Source organism: Sporosarcina sp. Marseille-Q4063 (genome assembly GCF_018309085.1).
Lineage (GTDB): Bacteria > Bacillota > Bacilli > Bacillales_A > Planococcaceae > Sporosarcina.
In genome coordinates this window covers 126,073-147,997 of the sequence record NZ_CP070502.1, presented here as the reverse complement: position 1 = coordinate 147,997, position 21,925 = coordinate 126,073, and the positions used below count along the sequence as shown (strand labels likewise).

At 39.0% G+C, this 21,925-nt stretch carries 20 protein-coding genes and 1 other RNA gene; 6 read left to right on the top strand and 15 right to left on the bottom strand.

Annotated elements, in window-relative coordinates:
- Positions 1–75: 75 nt before the first annotated feature.
- Complete coding sequence (locus tag JSQ81_RS00775; protein WP_212605857.1) at positions 76–612, top strand: transcription repressor NadR; 537 nt, start codon at positions 76–78, stop codon at positions 610–612.
- Between the two features lie 33 nt (positions 613–645).
- On the opposite strand, the gene JSQ81_RS00770 is transcribed toward JSQ81_RS00775, so the two are convergent.
- Together JSQ81_RS00770 and JSQ81_RS00765 are read right to left on the bottom strand one after the other, a co-directional pair.
- Positions 646–876, bottom strand: a complete 231-nt coding sequence (locus tag JSQ81_RS00770; RefSeq protein WP_212605856.1) for a TFIIB-type zinc ribbon-containing protein — start codon at positions 874–876, stop codon at positions 646–648.
- Positions 877–894: 18 nt separating this feature from the next.
- A complete protein-coding gene (locus JSQ81_RS00765; protein ID WP_212605855.1) occupies positions 895–1,452 on the bottom strand; it encodes a GNAT family N-acetyltransferase in 558 nt (185 codons plus the stop codon).
- Positions 1,453–1,636: 184 nt separating this feature from the next.
- On the opposite strand from JSQ81_RS00765, the gene JSQ81_RS00760 reads away from it, so the two are divergent.
- A complete protein-coding gene (locus tag JSQ81_RS00760) occupies positions 1,637–3,007 on the top strand; it encodes an amidase (protein WP_249336595.1) in 1,371 nt (456 codons plus the stop codon).
- A gap of 91 nt (positions 3,008–3,098) precedes the next feature.
- Positions 3,099–3,845, top strand: a complete 747-nt coding sequence (locus tag JSQ81_RS00755) for a class I SAM-dependent methyltransferase (protein ID WP_212605854.1) — start codon at positions 3,099–3,101, stop codon at positions 3,843–3,845.
- A gap of 22 nt (positions 3,846–3,867) precedes the next feature.
- Here the strand turns inward: JSQ81_RS00755 and JSQ81_RS00750 are convergent, their stop codons facing one another.
- Positions 3,868–4,515 carry an HD domain-containing protein gene (locus JSQ81_RS00750; protein ID WP_212605853.1) on the bottom strand — a complete coding sequence of 216 codons (648 nt, stop codon included), beginning with the start codon at positions 4,513–4,515 and terminating at the stop codon, positions 3,868–3,870.
- A 150-nt stretch (positions 4,516–4,665) separates the two neighbouring features.
- On the opposite strand from JSQ81_RS00750, the gene JSQ81_RS00745 reads away from it, so the two are divergent.
- Positions 4,666–4,878 carry a cold-shock protein gene (locus JSQ81_RS00745; protein ID WP_212605852.1) on the top strand — a complete coding sequence of 71 codons (213 nt, stop codon included), beginning with the start codon at positions 4,666–4,668 and terminating at the stop codon, positions 4,876–4,878.
- 45 nt (positions 4,879–4,923) lie between these two features.
- Here the strand turns inward: JSQ81_RS00745 and JSQ81_RS00740 are convergent, their stop codons facing one another.
- On the bottom strand, positions 4,924–5,112 hold the full coding sequence (locus JSQ81_RS00740) for a zinc-finger domain-containing protein (protein ID WP_212605851.1): 189 nt from the start codon (positions 5,110–5,112) through the stop codon (positions 4,924–4,926).
- A 113-nt stretch (positions 5,113–5,225) separates the two neighbouring features.
- Here JSQ81_RS00740 and JSQ81_RS00735 point away from each other — a divergent pair, with 113 nt between their 5' ends.
- The gene (locus JSQ81_RS00735; protein WP_212605850.1) at positions 5,226–5,609 is read left to right on the top strand and encodes a reverse transcriptase-like protein; all 384 of its coding nucleotides are present in this window, start codon (positions 5,226–5,228) and stop codon (positions 5,607–5,609) included.
- A 34-nt stretch (positions 5,610–5,643) separates the two neighbouring features.
- Here the strand turns inward: JSQ81_RS00735 and JSQ81_RS00730 are convergent, their stop codons facing one another.
- From JSQ81_RS00730 to JSQ81_RS00680, 11 genes are all read right to left on the bottom strand, one after another.
- The gene (locus JSQ81_RS00730) at positions 5,644–6,234 is read right to left on the bottom strand and encodes a metallophosphoesterase family protein (protein ID WP_212605849.1); all 591 of its coding nucleotides are present in this window, start codon (positions 6,232–6,234) and stop codon (positions 5,644–5,646) included.
- Positions 6,235–6,247: 13 nt separating this feature from the next.
- Positions 6,248–7,069, bottom strand: a complete 822-nt coding sequence (locus JSQ81_RS00725) for a sulfurtransferase (RefSeq protein ID WP_212605848.1) — start codon at positions 7,067–7,069, stop codon at positions 6,248–6,250.
- Entirely contained in the window at positions 7,070–10,678 is a 3,609-nt protein-coding gene (locus tag JSQ81_RS00720) for a dynamin family protein (RefSeq protein WP_212605847.1), read from the bottom strand. It abuts the gene before it with no gap.
- Positions 10,679–10,778: 100 nt separating this feature from the next.
- A complete protein-coding gene (locus tag JSQ81_RS00715; protein ID WP_212605846.1) occupies positions 10,779–12,278 on the bottom strand; it encodes a carboxypeptidase M32 in 1,500 nt (499 codons plus the stop codon).
- A 739-nt stretch (positions 12,279–13,017) separates the two neighbouring features.
- Entirely contained in the window at positions 13,018–14,925 is a 1,908-nt protein-coding gene (locus JSQ81_RS00710) for an ATP-dependent DNA helicase (RefSeq protein ID WP_212605845.1), read from the bottom strand.
- Positions 14,926–14,990: 65 nt separating this feature from the next.
- On the bottom strand, positions 14,991–16,118 hold the full coding sequence (locus tag JSQ81_RS00705; RefSeq protein WP_212605844.1) for a THUMP domain-containing class I SAM-dependent RNA methyltransferase: 1,128 nt from the start codon (positions 16,116–16,118) through the stop codon (positions 14,991–14,993).
- A gap of 261 nt (positions 16,119–16,379) precedes the next feature.
- An RNA gene (gene rnpB, locus JSQ81_RS00700) (RNase P RNA component class B) lies at positions 16,380–16,772 on the bottom strand.
- A gap of 59 nt (positions 16,773–16,831) precedes the next feature.
- Entirely contained in the window at positions 16,832–17,128 is a 297-nt protein-coding gene (gene gpsB, locus JSQ81_RS00695) for a cell division regulator GpsB (RefSeq protein WP_212605843.1), read from the bottom strand.
- A gap of 106 nt (positions 17,129–17,234) precedes the next feature.
- Entirely contained in the window at positions 17,235–18,485 is a 1,251-nt protein-coding gene (locus JSQ81_RS00690) for a ribonuclease H-like domain-containing protein (protein ID WP_212605842.1), read from the bottom strand.
- On the bottom strand, positions 18,475–20,757 hold the full coding sequence (locus tag JSQ81_RS00685; protein ID WP_212605841.1) for a DEAD/DEAH box helicase: 2,283 nt from the start codon (positions 20,755–20,757) through the stop codon (positions 18,475–18,477). The genes JSQ81_RS00690 and JSQ81_RS00685 overlap by 11 nt, the downstream gene beginning before the upstream one ends.
- Entirely contained in the window at positions 20,754–21,125 is a 372-nt protein-coding gene (locus JSQ81_RS00680) for a YppE family protein (RefSeq protein ID WP_212605840.1), read from the bottom strand. The genes JSQ81_RS00685 and JSQ81_RS00680 overlap by 4 nt, the downstream gene beginning before the upstream one ends.
- A 174-nt stretch (positions 21,126–21,299) precedes the next feature.
- On the opposite strand from JSQ81_RS00680, the gene recU reads away from it, so the two are divergent.
- Positions 21,300–21,920: a Holliday junction resolvase RecU gene (gene recU / locus JSQ81_RS00675; RefSeq protein WP_212605839.1), complete on the top strand. Its 621-nt coding sequence runs from the start codon at positions 21,300–21,302 to the stop codon at positions 21,918–21,920.
- The last annotated feature ends 5 nt before the right edge of the window (positions 21,921–21,925 follow it).

Genomic DNA, 21,925 nt, shown 5'->3' with positions numbered 1-21,925 from the left:
TAATTCGTTGATAAATCCATGAAAACTCTTTTATGTTAAAATAACCGATAATATAGTGCTTTAGGAGATGATAATATGACTTCGAATGAAAAGATTTTGGGTAGTGATCGCCGTAATTTACTTGTTAAATTATTAAAGGATGCGAGTAACCCGATACCCGGCAGAGAACTTGGGGAAATCACAAATGTTAGCCGGCAGGTTATTTCTGGAGATGTTACTTTGTTAAAAGCAAAAGGCGAACCGATTATCGCGACTAGTCGCGGATATGTGTATATGCATCCAATCGGGGAACAGAATAAAATTGAAAAAGTTATCGTATGCAACCATACATCGCACCAAACGGAAGAAGAATTAAATATATTAGTCGATCATGGAATCACCGTGAAGGACGTAAAAGTTGAACATCCGATTTATGGAGATTTAACTGCTTCAGTCATGGTTTCAAATCGAAGTGAAGTGAAGAACTTCATCGAAAATATTAAACAAACCAACGCATCTTATTTATTGGAATTAACCGAAGGCATACACCTTCATACGATTGTCGCTAAAAGCGAACAAGAAATTAATAACGCTGAAGAGGCATTAAGAAAAGCGGATATTCTCGTCGAGTGACGGATATCCGCTTACTTATTGTATATATTTCCCCTACCAAAACACGATTAGATCACTTAGTACATCAAGCATCGTTGTTTCTTTTTTATCTTTTGTGGATTTATCTTTGGTTTTATTAGTCCGTTCTTGCTTCAGTTCTCGCACAATCATTTCGAGCTCCCCGCGGTCGAGCCATATGCCTTTACAAGTTGGACAAACATCAATGAATACAGATTCTTTTTTTATTTCCTGTAATTCCACCTCAACACATTTAGGACACTTCATTTGCAACACTCCCCCATTTTACCAACTATTATTACGATTTTTATAATAAATGAGTTGATCGATCCATTTCCCGCCTTCGTAGAAAAAATCTTTTCTTACGCATTCAAATTGAAACCCTGCACTCTCCGCTAGTTTTTGAGAAGGCTCATTATCGACGTTAATTTGCAGTTCAATGCGATGAAAATTTAGTTCAGAAAAAAATAACTCAGTTGCCGCTTGAACACTTTCCTTCCCGTAGCCTTGCCGGAAAAATTGATTGTGAATGGAGTACCCCATCATGGCCCAGTCATAATCCTGTCTAAGAATCTTGATCACTTCTATATTGCCGATATTCGCACCATCTTCTTTTCTAAAAATCCCTAAAATATACACATCATCTTTTTCGGCAGTTTCCTGAAACCCTTTGATCCAGTCAATAAACCACTTTTTTGTATAAGGTGATGAATCTTCATAACCATCATCGTATTTATAGGTCGAGGGCAGTCTATTATCAAACCCGATAGACCATTGTTCATAATCGCTATTTTGAAAGGGCCTGATTATTAGTCGATCTGTTTCTATTGTTAATGTTGTCATCCATTTACCTCCTGCAGTTACATACTACCATTATAACTAAGTATTTCAGCATTTGGTGCGGATTAGAGAATTTGTAATCAGAAAAAAGCATCAATTATATTCAACTTAAATTGTTTGAACAATATAAATATGCTACGCTAATCTCAAGCAATACGAATATAGCATTTGGGGGAATTAAATAAAATTGAGAAACCTTACGATAAAAGAAATGAAAGATGGGTTTAGTAATAAAGAGTTTTCACCTGTTGAAATCGCCCGTGATTATTTGAACCGAATTGAAGAATTTAACGAATTAAATGCTTTTATTACCGTTACTGAGGAAATTGCATTAAAGCAAGCAACCATTGCAGAACAAAAGTACCTAGCCGGTGAGCAAACCGGGATACTTGAAGGGGTTCCAATCTCTTATAAAGATAATCTGTACACAAAAGGGATTCGCACAACAAGCGGCTCTAAAATCGAAGAAGATTTCATACCAGATGTTGATGCTGGGATTGTCTCGAAACTCCAACGTGAAGGTGCAGTCAATCTGGGGAAGGTGAATATGCATGAGTACGCTTTTGGAATTACATCCGATAATCCTTTTTATAATCCTGTTAAAAACCCATGGAATACTGCGTACACGCCTGGCGGATCTAGCGGCGGTTCGGGTGCAGCCGTGGCAGCTTCGCTATGTGCTGCATCAATCGGAACAGACACAGCAGGTTCCATTCGAATACCAGCAGCGTCTACGGGTATCGTTGGGCTAAAACCTACTCATGGTTTAATCGTTGATACAAATGTAAGAAATATTTCTTGGTCTCTTGATCATATTGGTCCGCTAACAAAGAATATGAGCGATTTGGGAATCATGATGGATGCGATGACGGGTGCAGATTATTCAAGTTCACTCTCAGAAGACATTCGCGGTCTGCGAATCGGCGTGCCGAAAAACTATTTCAATGATTTGATTGAAAACGATACTGCTGAATTATATGCTGAAGCACTTAAAAATCTGGAGAAATTAGGCGCAATTTTAATTGAAGTTGACATCCCTTTCTCGCAAGCTGATTTAGCCTATTCACTCAGTATTGGCATCGCAGAAGCCGGTTATGTACATGAAAAGTTTATAACTGAATCAATCGACTTATATGGTCGTGACGTGAAAGCTTCACTAGAATTCAGCCATTCGATATTAGCACTTGATTATATTAAAGCTTTAAAAAGAAAAAAAGAAGTGTTTTCAAATTTCGAAGATTTATTTACAAACGTAGATATATTAGCGACTCCAACAATGGCCGATACTACAAAGAAAATCGGGGAAACGAAATTTGAAATAAACGGCGTGATGGACAGTACATTTAACGCGATGATCCGTCTTCCAGCTGTCTTTAACTTTACAGGACAACCCGCCCTATCACTTCCTTGCGGGATTGCATCAAACGGGCTTCCAGTCGGCCTTCAACTCGCTAGTTCCGCATTTAATGAAATAACATTACTCCAAGCAGGTTACGCATATGAACAAGCATTTTTGGGAGCGTTTTACGAGGAACGAGAAAAACGCTTAATGAAATAATCACTTTCTAAACAGGAGGATTCATATGGGGGTACTAATGTTTTGATCATCCAGCACTCTCTTAGAACATAAAAAGTGAGGAGTGTTGGAAATGGAATGGGTACAAGAATTTTATAAGGAACAATACCGTATTACTGAAGGCATGGCGGATGCAATTACGAAATTCGATGAAGCACTTGTTGATAAGGTTGAATCAACCGCGGGCGTAAATAGACAATTGAAAATCCTGGAATTAGGCGGAGGTCTTGGTCTTTTTGCGGTTGCGGCGGCGAAGCGCGGCCACGATGTAACCGTCATTGAACTTGTTCCTTCCGCTGTTGAAAAGATTCATAAATTAGCAACGGTCCATGATGTTGAAGAAAAGATGAAAATCATCCAGGGCGATTTTTATGAGATTGATTTACCAAATGACTTTGACGTCGTTTGCTATTGGGATGGCTTTGGCGTCGGTTCAGATGATGATCAAAAGCTGTTACTGCAGCGAATAGATAATTGGCTCTTACCTTCAGGTGTCGCTTTGATAGATGTTTATACACCGTGGTACTGGGCAAAAATTTCTGGTCGGGAAATGAAAATTGATGAAGATAGTTATAGACGTTATGGGTTCGATCCAGAAGGTTGTCGCATGCTTGATACTTGGTGGGCTACGGATTACCCGAAAGTTACACAATCATTGCGCTGTTATTCACCAGCCGATTTAACAATGTTATTGTCCGGAACAAGTTTATTTTTACATTCAATTAAACCCGGCGGCGAAATGGATTATGACAAATGGATTTTCACAGAAAACGTGCCACTTGAAAGAGCAATGACTTTTCTAGCCGTTCTTAAGAAATAAAAAAATGCGGAAAAAGTGATGGTTAATCTTTTTCCGCATTTTCAATCCCTATTTCTCTATCAAGTTGTTCCAAAAATTCCACCATAAATTGATGACGTTCTTTGGCTAATCGTTTTCCTTCAGTCGTCACCATTAAATCTTTCAACAATAATAACTTTTCATAAAAGTGTGTTACAGTGGCGGTTCCCTTTTTGCGATATTCTTCCTCCGACATTTGTGTGCGGGCTTCTTCATTTGCATCATATAGTTTTCTTCCCCTGGCTCCTCCAAAAGTGAAAGCCCTCGCAATTCCGATAGCGCCGATTGCATCTAAACGATCCGCATCGCGAATAATTGCCCCTTCAATTGAAGTAATCGATTTTTCATTTCCCCCACTAAATGATACGCTGTCTATACAAGCGATTACTTCATCAATCAATTTTTCATCGGCTTCGTGCATTTCAAGAATTTCTCTCACAGATAGCGTATCATCTGACTTATATTTCGCATCTTCAATATCATGAAGCAAGACACCTAAATTAATAATAAATTTATTCGCCGAAGGTTCTGTCGCTGCAATTTCAATCGCATTTTTCATGACTCGATTGATATGATCCAAATCATGGCTTGCATCAAATTTCAGATAGATCTCTTCAGCTGTTTCCCGGCATTTTCGTAATAATTGTTCCATTCTAATCACCTTTTCTTAACATTTATCAGCACTGCTTTTCACATTTCAGAAAATTTGGGCATATCATTGACGTACTATGTCGATTCGTGTATAGTAAAATCATCCATATTGCATAATGGATGGACATTGAAGGACTGAGGAGGGGCGTATATGTACCAAGGAAAAGTGAAATGGTTCAGCAATGAAAAAGGATATGGTTTCATTGAAGCGGAAGACGGAGAAGATGTGTTTGTTCACTTTACTGGCATTGTTGGTGATGGATTTAAAACGCTTGATGAAGGTGAAATAGTATCTTTTGAAATCACTGATGGGAACCGCGGACCTCAGGCGGCCAATGTCTCAAAACTAGGAAATCATGACTAACTAACAACTACAAATCCCGCTAGCATGTAAATTGCTCGCGGGATATTATTTTGATGTATTATTCAATTGACTGCCCAAAAATTTAAGCTGGTCACCTACTGTACATCCTTCTATACAAAATCGATGTGCTGCAGTTTTACCTTTGTCATTTGCAAGTTGGCTTTTCAGGAAACAACCACTGCAATATGTATCAATAACAGTATCGATTTCTAACATAATGATTGTTTTATCCATTGCGTTCCTCCATTTAAGTATATTCTAATGTCGATGATAAAGAGATGCAAGTATCTCAGGCAATTAGGGTATGCAATATACTGATATCTAAACAAAATTTGGGGTGGTTAAACTTGATCGAACTATATACAGACGGCGCTAGTGCTGGAAATCCTGGAAAAAGTGGCATTGGTGTTTTTATTAAAGGTGAAGGGCATCTTATTAAAATTTCAGAGCGTATTGAACCTACAAATAATCATACGGCTGAATTCCTAGCTTTACTTCGCGGCGTGAAGGAAGTTGCAAAAATATCCAAAGGAATTGTTTCCGTACGTTCAGATTCACAGGCAGTTGTAACCGCAGTCGAAAGAGAATTTGTTAAAAATGAAGTACATAAGCAAATTTTATCTGAAATCATGGAGGTTACAGAGTCTTTTGATTTTTTCTTTATCAAATGGATTCCTAGTGCAGAAAATAAAACAGCAGATGCACTCGCTCGTGAAGGTATACATAAATAAGACTGAATGGCGCTATATCCATTCAGTCTTTTAGTTATGCTTTCATAAATGTAACTGTATTTTTGACACTATCATAAATAACCCATTCTCGATTATCAACAACGGAACCTACGTTAACAAGTACATTTTGACCTGTTAGCTCAAAGGGTATGCCAAAATTCATTTTTTGATTAACGCCATCCAATGTTAGTGCTGAGCGATGACTATGACCGTAAAAAACAAGTGAGTTTTCTACATTGGCCTGGAGAAGCGACCACGGTTTTCCGCCCCATTTCCATTGATGCCCATGAATTATTTGACCGCTTTCAAGTTCAATAACTTCTGGCATGGAATCCAATAATTTACGCAAAGACTCTTCAGTTTCCGTTAAATAGGTAATTCTTTCTTCTTGATTCCCTCTTACCGACGGAAAATCCAAAAGTTCAGTAAAGCCTTTCGGGTTTAGCATAACCTGCTCAAGTTTTGTAAATTTGTCATCAGTAATATCTTTTTTACTAATTGTACATTCATAAAGGTCCCCAGTACCAAACACCGTTGCCTCAGGCACCATTTCTTCGATATGATCGAGCACTATTTCTAAGTCTTCTTTCGATGAATGAATATCACCAAGCAATGCATACCTCATCTATTTCACCACTTTATCCTTTTTCAACCTGCGCATCTTCTTTTGAAACCCAATCACTATAACTTCCCACGTAAAGACGGATATTTTCATACCCATAATGTGAAAGCATTGCATAGAGTGGAGAAGCTGTAACGCCACTTCCGCAATACACGGTTACTTTTTGATTGGAGTCCGCCAAGTCTGATAATTTTTCTTTTATTGATTGGTCAAATTGAAATTTCCCGTCACTTTTTAATTGCTCCCAATCAAAGTTAAATGCTCCGGGTATGTGACCCGCCACTCTGTCCAACGGTTCTATCTCTCCGCGGTATCGATTAGCGGCACGTGCATCGACTAACAGATTGCTTGTCCGGCCTGCGACAGTTTCCTCTACAAATTCCCGTGAAGCGTAAATCGATTCATTCCAATTGGGGTTTACTGCAGTTTTCTTTGGTATCGGTGTTTCATTATCAACAGGAACACTCGATTCTTTAATTTCTTCAAAACCTTCTACTACGACAGATGCATTTTCAAATCCGGCATATTGAAGGAACCACCATGCACGGGTTGCGAACGGGCTGCCACCGTCATCGTAAACAAGAATTGTATCCTCTATATTCAGTCCACTTCTCCTGAAAAGTTCAACTAACGACTCTTTACTCGGCATTGGTTGTCTTCCATCTCTTTTTGTTAAATCGGACAAATCATCATTTAAATCCCAATGCATCGCACCGCTAACATGACTTTCCTTATAAAACCTTTTGCCTTCATTTGCATCAGCCAATGAGAAACGCGCATCTATCCATTTGACTTCACTCGTATCTATATCTTTAATCGAAACAAAAACATTGCTCAACTACACCAACTCCTTTTCTAATGAATTGTATAAGTTCCGCCAGTCATCGATTTTTTCGGTTTCCGTCAGAAGTGTTCGTTCTGAATCAATTTGTATCATGCATTCTTTCAATAAATGGACTCTAAGTGCCTCTGCTTCTTCTTCAATTAATTGAGCAACCCACACTTCAAGTCTCTTCTTTTCTCTATCAAGATATAGCGCTGTATCTATTCTTAAAAGTTCCTCGAGACTAGTTTTTAGTTTATCTCGATCGCCTCTTTCAAAAAATGATTTATCATTCCGAAATAGACGATTGACACTGCTATATACTGCAGAATCTGGAAATGGAAATTCAAAAGATAATAGATCTGCTTCTCTTGGTTCAAATAAGGTTGGTTCGAATACATCATCGATTTCTTTGAGCGATTGAACTTCTATACGTTGTCGGCTCGTCAATTGCTTCGTCAAGAAGTTAACGATACGTAAATTTGTTACCTTTAATTCTTGTGTAAGATCAAACCCAATCATATGGACTGTTTCATCAAGCGCAATTTTTAATGCTTCGCTAGAAGATTTTGCTGCAAAGACAGATGGATTATAAGCTTCTCTAAAGAAATCACTGAATCGTAAAAAGACACGCTGTAAAATATAATAAACAAGTTCATTTAATTCGTTCTTTGTACTTGTTTGAAATACTTCAATAAAACTGCTCGCATATTTTCTTTGAATTATTTCTTCTAGATTCGCCAATTCAATTAGCCGCTCCGACTTTCTTTTCATGTTTTTTTCAGTACGTGAAATGAGAGAAGCTAACCGTTCCGTCGTTTTCATTGTTTCCTCTTCTAATGATTGTACAGCCAGTCCTCTTAAATCATGTTCCAAGAAATGATGAAAATCCCTTTCGAATAAATCCATCATTTCATTGCTTTGTTTTTCAATCTTTGCTTGAAGCGCTTGTAAACTAGAAATACCATGTACACGGGGGGTTCTTATGCCGAACTTTTGCAGTTCATTCCCAACAAACGATTGCACGAGTTCAGCTTCTTCATCATTTGACGCCAAGTCAATTGCGTTTACAATGAAAAACATCTTATCTAACTCGAACGCATCTTTCACGCGGCCCAATTGAATCAGAAACTCTCGATCTGCTTTGGCAAACGCATGGTTATAATACGTAACAAAGAGAACTGCATCCGCGTTTCGAATATAATCGAAAGCAACATCCGTATGACGAGCATTTATAGAATCAGCGCCCGGCGTATCAACAAGGGTTATTCCTTTTCTCGTTATTTCGCAATCATAATAAAAATCAATGGACTCCACGAAACAGCTACGATTTTCTTCTGCAACAAATTTAACGAACTCGTCTCGCCCAACTTTCAATACTGTACCTAATTGACCTCTATAAGTTAGATAACCTTGTTTAAATGCTTCAATAAATGCTTTGTGAATATGAAGTTTGTCATCTGTCAACTTTGTATTCAGGGCATTATCCGTTTTGGCAAAAGCGTCATCCAATGTTTCCACAGGAATTCCAAGCGCATCAAATGAGCGCAGTACATCCTCTGTCATTCGATTCAACGTTTTCAAGATGACGTCAGCTGTTCCATCTTCTTTACCCGGACCTACCGGGCATATGCGGTTTATCGTTGCGGTTGTTGGATTTGGAGAAACCGGAAGAATATTTTCCCCAATCAACGCATTGGAAAACGATGACTTACCAGCACTAAATGCCCCGAATAGAGCCACTGTAAATTCTTGTTCATCCAATCGTTTGGCTTTTTTGCGTAAATACTGAGCCATATCGATAAATCCAGGTACATTTTCAACAACCCGCGCAACATGTAGCGCGTTACTGCTTACTTCTTCACTTGCAGACGACTGCACTTGGTAAACCTCATTTTCCGATTCAATGAAAGATGATTGATCAAATAAATTTTCCGTCGTTTCATCCTCAACAAATTCTGTAATATCAAGAATATCATCTGTATGCCAAGTTTTTATGAGCTTGTCCCGTTTTTCAATTATTATCGAGGACGGGTTTTCAACATTTTCATCAATCGTTTCCAAAAGATTATTCAATGCTTCAACATGACCGATCACCTCTAGCTTTTCCTCCAGAGAATGAATTTCTTTATGAAAACGGTCACTTTTCTCATTTCCATTTGTACGAATAAATTCCGAGGTCTCTAATTTCAAGTCCTCTGTTAAACGTCTGTATGCCAATATGATATTTGTTTTCATTTGATTTGCATTGTTAATAACTGTGTCGCCCGTCATGATATCTGAAGCATTGAAGTGCTTTTCCACTTCTTCAAAAGGTATAACAAGGTTTAAAGAATCGACCTCAAGTGAACGGTCATCCGTTAATAGTTGCGATTCATTTAATAATTTCTTTATAAAAGTTTTTACATGGACTTCAATTTGCGTGTGAATGAGCTTGCCAATATTTTCTCGAAAAGCATCTTTACGTCTAGTTCGTTCTTCAGCCGTCTTCTTTGCTCCAAAAAGAAAGCCAACTTTAAAATTAGGAGATAGCGACTCCAAATAACTTTTTAACAACTCTCTAGTTTCGTATGGAGTGACTGCCGCATTCTCAATTAACGCGGATAACCCCTTATCAAAGGAATCCACAAAAGCTTCTTCTGATTGAAGGGTAAGCGCTTTTTTTGTCTGATTCAATTCGTTTAGGATTGTATCATAATTTGTCCATTCATTTTCCATAACTAGTGAAGCGTGCAATTCTTTTTCTTCGGCAATTTTCTCTTTCAAGAAGCGTTTATGTTCTTCTTGAAGTTGAAGAATCGTGTTATTGGCATTCTCTATAAAAAATTCTTTCCAATTACTCATCGAACCTGTAATTATTTCTTTCACTTCGGGAAAATCATTATGCGGGTGATCCTCCACTTTCAAGCTTGTATAGAACACCCCTTTAGGTTTGACTCCCCATAATTTAAACGAATTTTCGACTGAGTGCTGAAACTCTTCAAATGACAATTCACTATCACGATGTTTATCAATTTGGTTGATAATCAAATAGACATTCGGATTATGACGCATTAATTCTTTCGTGAAACTAAAGTTCAATTCCGATTGAACATGATTATAATCCATTGTATAAAAAACAAGATCCGCCAAGTGAAGTGCGGATTCCGTTGATTGTCGATGGGCATCATCTGTTGAATCGACCCCGGGTGTATCCATAACCGTAATGCCCGCTGGCAAAGCGGAATCTTTATGGCCAATTTCAATGAGTGAAACAGTAGAACCGTCTTTACTATATGTTTTTATGGCATTCGGGAAATCATGGCCTTCATATTTAAGCCCTTTTCCATCCATTAAATGAATGACGGCATAATCTGTATCCGACTTTTTTACTTTCACGATATTTGCACTTGTCGGGATGGGACTGGACGGTAATAAGTCGACGCCAGTTAACGCATTAATCATCGAGGATTTTCCAGCTGAAAAATGACCGGCAAATCCAATCATGTACTCTTCTCTTGTTAACTTTTTACCAAAAAGCTTTATTTTATCATATCGTTCACTGTCTTCATTCTTTTTAAATAACTCACCGTATGTCGCAGCCTTCGTTATTAGCTCAGTAAGTTCATGTTGAAATTTCGGCATTAATCTTTCGATCCCTTCATCAATTTCTATTTACATTGTACCATTTCTTTCGACAAAAAAAGTGTTCCTTCACCAAATAGATGGTCAAGGAACACTTTTCTTATAAATTATAAAGTTTGCTGTATTTTTCGGATAAATAATCTGCTAAATATTTTGCATTTAAACCTTCACCAGTTACATCCTGAATGATTTCAAGCGGTTTTTTCATTTTACCATGTTTATGGATATTTTCTGTCAACCACTCTAGAATTGGTGAAAACTCACCTTTTAATAGCAATTCATCAAAATTCGGAAGGTCTTTCAACATCGCGATTTTTAATTGTGCCGCATACATATAACCCAATGCATAGGACGGGAAATAGCCAAATGATCCACCGGACCAGTGAACATCCTGAAGGACACCTTCACCGTCATTCTCGGGCGTCACACCCAAGTATGCTTTGTACTTTTCATTCCACACTCTTGGCAAATCCTTAACTTCCAAATCACCATTGAATAATTCTTTTTCGATTTCATACCGAATCATTATATGGAGCGGATATGTTAATTCATCAGCTTCAATGCGTATTAACGAAGGTTTAGCAGCATTGATCGCACGTAAGAAATCCTCTAGCTCAACATCCTCAAATTGCTTTGGTGAATGATCTTTCAATAAATCGAAATTGTATTTCCAAAAGTTTTCATGATGTCCGACAAATTGTTCGTAAAATAACGACTGCGATTCGTGAATCCCCATTGAAGTTCCACCTGCGACTGGAAGCCCATCTAGCTTTTTGTCGATGTTTTGCTCATATAACCCATGACCACATTCATGAATTGTTCCAAAAACAGCAGACCTAAAATCATTTTCATCATACTTTGTCGTAAGTCGCACATCGCCAATCGTTATGCCCATCGCAAACGGATGAACCGTTGCATCAAGCCGTCCAGCCTCAAAGTCATAACCGAGTTGTTTCAAAATTTCAAGGCTGAAATTCTCTTGTTGCCCCTTCGGAAAGTGGTCAAATAAAAATGATGTTTCTGGTTGGTTGCTTGACTCTGAAATCTTTTTCACAAGTGGGACAATCGTCTTTTTCAATTCCGCAAAGACTTCATCAATGACTTCAGTTGTTATTCCCGGCTCATATTGGTCTAGAAGCGTATTGTAAGGATTTTCGTCTTTTTCACCCCAATAGCCGATAAAACGCTTTGTCGTTGAGACGATTTTTTCAAGATAGGGTTGAAACATTTCAAAATCCGATTTTTCTTTCGCTTCTTCCCATGCCGACTCTGACTGCGAAGTGAGAACCACGAATTCACGGTACTCTTCTGCTGGAATCTTTTTGCTTAAATCATATTCTTTTTTCACTTCTTCATACGTTTTCAACAAAATCGGATCAAGTGACTCTTTCTTCGCTTCTAGCTTTTTTAATAATGTCGCCATTTCCTCCGAAACACTCATTTTAAACACTTCAGCGGATAACGTACCAACTGCTTCCGATCTCGACTCAATTCCCTTTTTCGGCGCCCCAGTCCGCATATCCCAATACATAACCGAAATAGCCTCAGAGTAAGCACTCATCTTTTTAAGTAAAGCCAAAAACTTCTCTTTAGTAGTCAATTTATTTCCCCCTTGCCGCGATAAAGTTCCTCTTTATAGTAGCATAAATATGGCAAAATAATCGATTTATTTCGAACTAGTAGTCATGTAATAGAAAAAGAAATAACTCGGTTTCTGTATTGTTGTTGTTAATTTCCTTGCACTCATCATAAGTTTGCTTGCACTTGAAAACGTTTTGGTTGCACTCAACAGTATTTGCATGCAATTCGGGATCTTCTCACTACACAAAAAATGATACCGAAGCAACTATGCACATAAGATAACACCTAATAACACTCTTCTTACAATGAAATTAATTGATTGGAGTGGAGGGCGGCGACTCCAGCGGAATCAGCGAAGTGCGAAAGAGAAGTTCACTCTTTCCTTAACCGAGACCCTGCAGGAAGATCCGTAACGAAGAACGGCTTTTGCGACCGAAAAGCGTAGCGTTTGGGAGCACGATTTTAGCGACGAAGCGGCAGGGAAAGATTGAACTGTATCTTTCCGCACTTGTCCGCTCTTCCGCAGGAAAATAATGAAAGCTGAAGGAGGCGGTTAGATGCGACAAGCATAAGACGATTCAACGGAGTGGCGCTCTTTGCCCGGGAAGAATGCAGTTCAATTCTTCCTTGTTGAATTGGCTTATGACTCGAGCATCTGCCACCTGAAGCTAGAAAGCGTCCGCCCGGAACTGAAATCAACGGTCCATATAAAAAAACGAGTACTTTAACAAAAGATCATGTTAAAGTACTCGCTATTATTAATTAAAAACAACTTTGACAGGAAATAATCCTTCAATCTCATTTTTAACTTGTTGTTCAATAGAATCTAATAATAAATGTACCGTTCCAGAATCCGCAGACGTTCTAATTAACCTTCCTGCGCCTTGTCGAAGCCTTAATAACATAAACGGAAGATCAACTTCAATGAACGCGTCAGTTGCATGGTGCCGCCTTGCTTCAAATAATGGATCTGCCGGCGGGAATGGCAAATCATGAATAATTACTTGAGTCAACGCGTCGTTTGGAATATCCAACCCTTCCCATAATTTAAAGGAACATAAAACTTGAATTTGTTTTTGCTGGAACTCTTTAATGATTGATGACAATTCCCGTTCACCTTCAAACGCCATTCGGGATTGAAAATCAGACGGTATCCGTTCTCTAAACTGGTTCATCGCAAATTCCGACTTGAACAAAATAAGCGTCTGCTGACCATCTTCCATTAACTCAACGACCTTATTTGCTTTTTCGTTCTCAGCAAAATCATGCGCGTGGACCTCCATCACTTCATCATAATCAAATGGCGATTCCACTGAGAATGATAGAAATTCTTGAATTCCAAGACCATCCGCTAAATAAGAAAAGTCTTCTTGTACCGAAAGTGTTGCTGATGAAAAAACAATCGGGATACGTGATGAAAATAACTTTTCTCGTAGAATATCAGTAACCAGTCTCGGCATAACAACTAAAGTCAATTCGCCTTCAGGTTCCTCTATCCAATCAACTGCATCATTTTCAGTAACGAATAATGTCATCGAGTAAATGTATTGATCAAGATATTCTTCAACCATTTTCAATTCATATTCGGGAATAATATAAAGTTCACCTTCAAATACAAATTCCTCAAGAAGCGATGTCGATAACTCAACAGCTTTTTTTCCTACTTCGATGATATCTGTTACTTTTTCAATTGCTTTTCTTTCATTTTCCGATTGTTCAGCATGAGTGCTAAGCAAGTCGAAAAATTCGGCATGCGTTTCAATTAAATATTCCATTAACCGCAAAGTAGGTTCTCTAATATCATTAACCATGATTCGTTCCAATAAATTCAGCAACGTACTATTTTGAACTTCATACGTAAGTGCTCGTTGTGCAGAGTACTCAAGAAGATGGCCTTCATCAAAAACTACCATTGACACTTCTGGCAATAATGGTAATTGTCCTTGTCTTTCACGAGAATCCTTCGTCCAAATATGTTCCATGTAAAAATCATGCGAGCAGATGATAATTTCAATCGCTTCGCGGTAATGGTTACGATGAATTGTTTGCCCGCATCGATTTCTTAAATCGCAAGCCAAACATTGTTGTATCGGATGAAAGTTAACTGTATTCCACTCTTCATCGCTTAGGTCAGGATAATCCGACCGTTCGCCGTATGGTGATATCGATTGCAACGATCCCGAACCGTAAACAAAGTCCGGAAGGCTAACTTCGATATCCTCTATATATTCTTCGTCCATTCGATTGGATGCTTCATCTAGTCGTTTAAGGCATAAATACTGGTTGCGGGCTTTTGCAAGACGAACATCAATATCGAGGTTAAGTGCATCACTTATTTTTCGAATATCTCCATCTTCTTTAACTAGCTGCTCGATGAGCGTTTCGTCCGCACAAGATATAAGCGCTGGTTTTCCTGTGTAGCGCGCGTAGGCAATCGCAGGAAGCAGATAAGCAATCGTCTTCCCGGTACCAACGCCGGCTTCTGCAAAAAGAACTTTCTTTTCTTTTAAAGCTTTTTCAATTTGAAATGCCATAAAGATTTGCTCATCGCGGCATTCGAATCCTTTTTCTGTTAAATCATCATAAAGCGTATCCCCTATCCAGTCATTTAGTGAATCATAAAAGGACTTTTCTTTCGATAAAGGAAATGGCATTCTTCTTTTCATTCAGTGAACTCCTCCCAATAGTGGTGCAAAAAGAAGAGGCTTCTCACCTCTTCTACAAGTAAAAATTATTGACGCTTACCCCAATACTGGTAATAATCTGTTCGGATAAAACCATTAAAGAGTTTTCGTTTTCTTGTCGCTTTTCTACCATACAAAGATTCAAAGTTTTCCAAAGGTGAAATCATATAGACTGACCAAGAAGGATGGTTTTTCATGACATCACCAAGAATTCTTGTTATTTCTTCAGCTTCCTCAAGCTCGCCGATTCGTTCACCGTAAGGCGGATTTCCGACCATTACACCATTTATTCCTTGAATCTCTATATCTCGCAAGTCTTTGACTTCCCAATTAATTAAATCGACGAATCCAGCTTCGGCCGCATTCTCTTCTGCAATTCGGACCATTCGGGGATCACTATCGGACCCTGATATGGCAAGTTGTTGATCATATTTCGCTAAATCTTCCGCTTCTTCACGAACACGGTCCCATACAGCATCTTCAATCCATGGCCATTGTTCACTTAAAAACTCACGATTGGTACCCGGAGCAATATTTTGCCCGATCATTGCAGCTTCAATTGGAAGTGTTCCTGAACCGCAAAGCGGATCTATGAATGGACGCTCAGGACTCCAACGGGTCAATTTTACAAGAGCCGCGGCCAGCGTTTCTTTAATAGGCGCATCACCCTGGCCAATCCGATATCCGCGTCGATGAAGTCCAGTTCCGCTTGAATCAATCGTAAGCGTAACCTTATCTTTTAAAATGGATACTTCCAACTTGAATAATGGACCAGATTCAGGTAAAAAACCATTTCGTTTATAGGCTAAATTCAACCGTTCAACAATTGCTTTTTTAACGATAGCTTGGCAGTCCGGAACGCTGAATAATGTTGATTTCACTGACTTTCCCGCAACCGGAAATGCTGCGTCAACTGGCAGGTACATCTCCCAAGGTATCGCTTTCGTACGTTCAAATAAATCATCAAAAGTTTTCGCATGAAACTCGCCCGCAATTATTCGCACTCTGTCTGCGACACGTAACCACATATTTGCTCGAGCAATGGCAGTTGTATCACCCGAGAAGAAAATCTTTCCATTTTCCGTTCTTGTTTCATATCCCAACGCTTTAACTTCATCTGCTACTAGCGATTCTAACCCCATTGCAGAAGTAGCAACTAATTTAAATTCATTCATTTTCTTCAACTCCCGTTTCTCAATTAAAACAAATAAAGTCATTTTTAAACTATACCCAAAAGTTGCCTATAAAATTCTTACGCTTATAAGCAAAAGATTATACGTTACGCTTACTAAGTATACCCAAAATTGATTCATTACAAATATGTCGTAAAAGCAGTCCATTGCATTGAAAGTATGTATGTTATCATATTTTAGTTCAAAAAGAAAAACTCTCCTTTATGTCGGAGAGCTGTTGTCTTTGTTTTAAACCATAGGTAATTCGATAAGCCATGTTTTGTTCCCTAGTACTCAAACGGCTTACGCCTCGTACGCTGGGTGGTAATCATCTATCTACGAGTATGAATACTCGTCTCTTCGTCTGTTCATTTCCTTCAGAAGAGTGCCCCTACCATAGTTTGGGTTTCTCACTTGTGGGGTTTACCGCGTTCCATTCGATCCGTTTCCGAACCGACTACGTTTCTGTGGCACTGTTCGGGGAACCTAATCCATATTTACGTTAAGTAAACTTAGGACTTATTCCCGCCGTCAACGCGCTATGCGCGAAGCCCCGGCTTATTAATTCACCGAGCACAAACACTACGGACATCTCAGAACCGTGTGAGCATGGACTTTCCTCTACAAAGTCAAGCTTTGCAGCGATTACCTGAATACACGCTATGGTCTATTTAGTATACTATAATTTGCGTTACATTTCAATGACTCGATTCGGTTTATACCTGATCGTGCAACTTGCTTCCAAATACATGTCTTTCAAGATTGGAGATTCGTTTAAGTAAATCAAAATTCGTTGCACCAGTATTTCCAGCAGAAGGTCGCTTTTCCGCCGCTTCAAGTTCTTCTTTAATTTTATTGTTTTCAGCTTCTAAATCGGCAATTCGCTTTTTTAACAATTGGTAGTCTTGAATTACATCATCTAAAAATAAATCGACTTCTTCTTGATTATATCCACGCATACCCGTTTTAAATTCTTTTTCAAGTATTATTTTCGCATCTAATTTAGTTTCCATGAAACTCGCCCTTCCGTCTATCTTTCTTATGCGATATTATACCATATCTTGTCCGAATTTGTCTGTTTAAAACACAATTAAACTCGGTCCTTGTCGTTTATTGCGCTTACCCGGGAAATAGTTTTCTCACTATTCTTATTTCCCTCTTTTGAAACATTTCCCGTTGTCTTGCACGAAATCGGTCGGTCAATTCAGGGTCTTCCGTCAGCAGATGTTGCGCCCTCCTTGTATATAGTAGTGCCTTCTCAAACTCTTTTACTTTATGCTCATACAACTTGGCCAATTCCTCTAACGCAATTATTCTTTGGCGGCCATCTAACCGATCGGCGGCAATCACAAAAGAGGAAATCGCTTCTTCAACAGCAAGATTTCTTTTCATAATAAACCCGAAGTGGAAATGGGTTACAGGATGTTCAAGTCCATATTCGAGAATAACTGCTTCTAGAACTTGACTGCTGCGATCATACAACTTCAAATCCGCAAACCATTTACCGATATTCGTTTGTGAAATTGCGGTACCGCGAGTAGACGTTTCAAATAGCAAGTCTGTTGACTCAATAAAAAGCGCAACAAGTGAAAGAATATCCCATTCATTATGCTTTAGCACTTTCATCAATGGATCGATTCGGCCGCTTTTTACAGCGTCTTGGTAAATGATGGGGGCTAAATGACCTGGAATATCGTCTTCTCGATAAAAACCAATTTTCTTTTCTTCAATATTAACTAAACTAAATGAATCAACCTCTTCTTTCCAAATCCGCCTTGATCCATGTAGTAAATCTATATGTGCGTGAGATGCAAGCGGCGGTAATGAGTTTCGATTCATCGTCCACCTTGTTTCGACTTGGGGAAGGTCGAAACTTTTACCATTATACGTTACAAGATTTAAATTATGTTCCCAAAGTCCAGATGCGTATAAGAAAGCAGGCTCATGGTCAGGGCCAGGAAGTAAATATTGCGTGAGTTGAAACGAGTTTTTCCTTTGTTCAATAAAACCGAGAAGGAAAATAAGTGTCCCTGCACCTTTGAGACCCGTTGTTTCAGTATCAAAAAAGACTAATCGTTTTTCCAAATCAGGTGCTAATGGGTGTGTTAAATCTAGATCTTCCCATTTCTTTAATGCCAATTTTAAATCTGACAAATAAATATTACCATGCTTGTAGGTACTATCGAAGGAAATCGTGCGCTTATAAACAAATCCGTGACTATTTTCTTCCTTCGTCAAGCCTGCGGAAAGCCAGCTACCTTCATAAAATGGAGGCGGAGGCACGACTTTCTTCTTTTCTTGTGCCGGCTTTTCTTTAGTAGTTTTTTTAACTAGCTTCCTCATTTCCATTAACTTCTTTTCATACGACACTACTTTCTCCCCTTACCAGAGCGTTAAGAAGTGATTCAACGTCCTTTTTCATTCCCGTACCGGCTTCTTGCGCGCCAATACAAATTGGACAGCCACCTTTGCAACTACAAGTTGAAACATGATCTTTAGCTTGCTGAAACAAAGAATCCCAACGCGTATAAATCTTCTCGCTCAAACCGATGCCGCCAGGATAGCTGTCATAAATAAAGAATGTCGGTTTATCGGTGTGAACCGCTTTAACCTGAGGAACAACATGAATATCACTTCGATCGCATCTGACGAACAATGGTATGAACGATTGAATTGCATACGCCGCACCTGTCATCGCATCCGTCAACTCAGATTCTGACCATCCCTTAGGTACATCAAATGAGTACCAAGTCGCCGATGTGTGGAGCTCAGTGGCTGGTAACGAAATCGGACCAGAGCCGATATTGTCATGAGTACCAAAACGAATCTTTTTAAATATAGTAGGGATAGCGAGAACCGCAATGTCTCCATATGAACAAACGCCGCTTTTTGCCGTACTCGTCTCATCCTCGTTCATAACTTTTAACTCTACTGCTAAATTCGCATCTGTAAAATAATCTACATCGACTTCAGTTACATAGGCTTTCTTCTCTTCCCAATCAAGCTTTTCGACTTGATACTGGGTCCCTTGATGGATATAAATCGCTTCTTCATGAAGCAACGTCATCGCGCTAAAACGATCCATCTCTCCGATGACAATCGTTCCTTTGGGGATTGTTTTATCTATAATAACGACATTCTCTTGAGCAGCCGACCGTAAACTCACTTCACTTGCTGGAAAACGATCTGTCATCCAATGCCATCGATCCGTAGTTTTAATAAGAACACCTTCAGCTTCAAGAAATTCGAGAAGTTGTTGCACTTCAAACTCCCCGTACGTTTCCGTTAATGAAAATGGCAATTCGAATGAGGCGCATTTTAAGTGATCCATTAAGATAAACATGTTATCGGGATGAATTCTTCCTTCTTCGGGCGATTGGCCGAGAAGATAATCAGGGTTTTCAATAATGTATTGATCAAGCGCGACAGATTGCGCGACGTATATTATTAATGCGTCTTCTTGCCGCCTTCCAGCACGACCAGCTTGCTGAAATGCGCTTGCGATATTTCCGGGATACCCGGTCATAATACATGCTTGCAGTTGACCAATATCGATTCCTAATTCAAGCGCATTCGTACTGACTACTGTTTTTATTGAACCGTCGCGAAGACCTTTTTCAATTTTTCTTCGTTCCGACGGCAAATACCCTCCCCGGTACCCCATGACAGACGAATCGAACAGTTTCTTTTTTGTTAGTTCTTGCATATACGTCACAAGCATTTCGACACGCACCCGACTTTTAGCAAAGATTATAGTTTGCATGCCTTCACGGTATAATAAAGATGCGATATCTCTTACTTCCAATAACGCGCTTCGACGAATCCCGAATGTCGGATGAACAACTGGAGGATTATAAAAAATGAAATGTTTTTTTCCAGCGGGTGCTCCATTATTAGCGATTAAACGCATTTCTGTATTCGTAAGTGATTCAGCTAGCTCTCCTGGATTGGCGATAGTCGCAGAGGTACATATGAATACCGGATCACTGCCGTAGTAATTACAGATCCGTTTTAAACGGCGTAAAACATGCGCTACATGACTTCCAAATACGCCTTTATAGGTGTGTAATTCATCGATAATAATATATTTCAGGTTTTCGAATAACGATACCCATTTTGTATGATGAGGCAAAATTCCTGAATGCAACATATCAGGATTCGTTAAAACGATATGGCCGGACTTTCGAACTTTAGAACGAAGTCCCGGTGCCGTATCACCGTCATAGGTGTAACTCAGAATTGTTTCTTCACTCGCTTCGATCAAGCCATGAAGATCGCTCAACTGATCTTGTGCAAGTGCCTTTGTTGGAAATAAATAGATCGCTCTCGATGATTCATTTTCTAGAATGCTTTGAAGCACCGGTAAATGATAACAGAGAGATTTTCCGGATGCAGTGGGCGTAACCGCGGTAATTGATTCACCATTGTATGCAGAATCGAATGCATCTCTTTGGTGACTGTATAACTGCTCGATTCCTTTTGTCTTAAGGGCTTTAATAATTGATGGATGGAGTACTGATGGAAACTCTGCATATGTCGCGGATTTACCTTCTATTTTTCTGTAATGAATAATATTTTCCGAGAATGAAGGATCCGATTGCAATTTAGATAGAACTGAACTAACTGAAGTATTTCGAGTCATCCCAACTCCCTCTCTCTTTCCTCTTCGATTGCATCTAGAAATGTTTTTAATGTATATTCTGCTGAACGAATAGTCAGCACGAATCTTTTCAAGCCAGTTTTCTTATAAAACGACTGAACGATAAATTGTTTCATCCCGTCCGTTAAGGTATCAATTTGAGATGGATGGACATATTTCGGTTTTGCGACTTTTATCCAAGCGTAGGACTCTTCCGCCCATTCATCTAACATTGAATGGTATTTGTCCGCATATGGTTTTACTTCTTCAAAAAAGTCCGGATCTCTATCTAGTCTTCTCATCTCTGTATGGCGGTCAAGACATTCCCCGCATACAGTAAGGAGTTCTTTACATTTTTCTTCTAAATTCATTTTGATCAGCCTCTCGAATTCTTTCTTCTATTTTACCAGATTAATCTTCCCTTAACCAATATCTAGCGAACACATATTCTTGGAAATGAAATTTATTCCGCGGCAAATGGAAACTTTCTTGTTGCTAGTCCGTCCAATGCTTATGGTATGATGAATAAATGCGAGGTGGTACAAATGACAATTCGGTATCCGAACGGTAAAAAATATGTGCCCGTTCGAACAACAAACCCTCAGAAAGTAAGCAATCATTCCTTTAGTAATCGCGGGAAAACGTTAGAAGAGGATTTGAATGATTCCAATGAGTATTATTTGACCCACAACATTGCCGTCATCCATCAAAAACCAGTCCCGATTCAAGTGGTAAATGTAAATTACCCTTCACGAAGTGCTGCGGTCATTACGGAAGCTTATTTTCGAACCCCTTCCACAACCGACTATAATGGAGTTTGGAATGGTCATTATATCGATTTCGAGGCGAAAGAGACGAAGAGTAAAACGTCATTTCCATTGCAGAATATTCATGAACACCAAATGATTCATATGAAAAACGTTACAAAACAAAAAGGGATTGCGTTTGTCATTGTGAAATTCTCTACGCTGAACCGATATTTTGTCGTCCCATACGATATGATTGAGAATAAATGGGAGAGAATGAAAGCAGGCGGTAGAAAATCAATTGCTCTACCCGAATTCGAAAGCGAATCAATTGAAATTGAACTTGGATTTATGCCTAGTATCGATTACTTAAGTGCGATTTCGGATATAGTAAACTATGAAGGTAATATTGAAAGGTAGGAAAT

Coding starts and splice junctions, on each gene's coding strand:
- JSQ81_RS00745 (WP_212605852.1), top strand. CDS start 4,666: ATGTACCAAGGAAAAGTGAAATGGTTCAGCAATGAAAAAGGATATGGT.
- JSQ81_RS00775 (WP_212605857.1), top strand. CDS start 76: ATGACTTCGAATGAAAAGATTTTGGGTAGTGATCGCCGTAATTTACTT.
- recU (WP_212605839.1), top strand. CDS start 21,300: ATGACAATTCGGTATCCGAACGGTAAAAAATATGTGCCCGTTCGAACA.
- JSQ81_RS00705 (WP_212605844.1), bottom strand. CDS start 16,118: ATGAATGAATTTAAATTAGTTGCTACTTCTGCAATGGGGTTAGAATCG.
- JSQ81_RS00680 (WP_212605840.1), bottom strand. CDS start 21,125: ATGAATTTAGAAGAAAAATGTAAAGAACTCCTTACTGTATGCGGGGAA.
- JSQ81_RS00750 (WP_212605853.1), bottom strand. CDS start 4,515: ATGGAACAATTATTACGAAAATGCCGGGAAACAGCTGAAGAGATCTAT.
- JSQ81_RS00765 (WP_212605855.1), bottom strand. CDS start 1,452: ATGACAACATTAACAATAGAAACAGATCGACTAATAATCAGGCCCTTT.
- JSQ81_RS00720 (WP_212605847.1), bottom strand. CDS start 10,678: ATGCCGAAATTTCAACATGAACTTACTGAGCTAATAACGAAGGCTGCG.
- JSQ81_RS00755 (WP_212605854.1), top strand. CDS start 3,099: ATGGAATGGGTACAAGAATTTTATAAGGAACAATACCGTATTACTGAA.
- JSQ81_RS00770 (WP_212605856.1), bottom strand. CDS start 876: ATGAAGTGTCCTAAATGTGTTGAGGTGGAATTACAGGAAATAAAAAAA.
- gpsB (WP_212605843.1), bottom strand. CDS start 17,128: ATGGAAACTAAATTAGATGCGAAAATAATACTTGAAAAAGAATTTAAA.
- JSQ81_RS00685 (WP_212605841.1), bottom strand. CDS start 20,757: ATGACTCGAAATACTTCAGTTAGTTCAGTTCTATCTAAATTGCAATCG.
- JSQ81_RS00740 (WP_212605851.1), bottom strand. CDS start 5,112: ATGGATAAAACAATCATTATGTTAGAAATCGATACTGTTATTGATACA.
- JSQ81_RS00710 (WP_212605845.1), bottom strand. CDS start 14,925: ATGAAAAGAAGAATGCCATTTCCTTTATCGAAAGAAAAGTCCTTTTAT.
- JSQ81_RS00730 (WP_212605849.1), bottom strand. CDS start 6,234: ATGAGGTATGCATTGCTTGGTGATATTCATTCATCGAAAGAAGACTTA.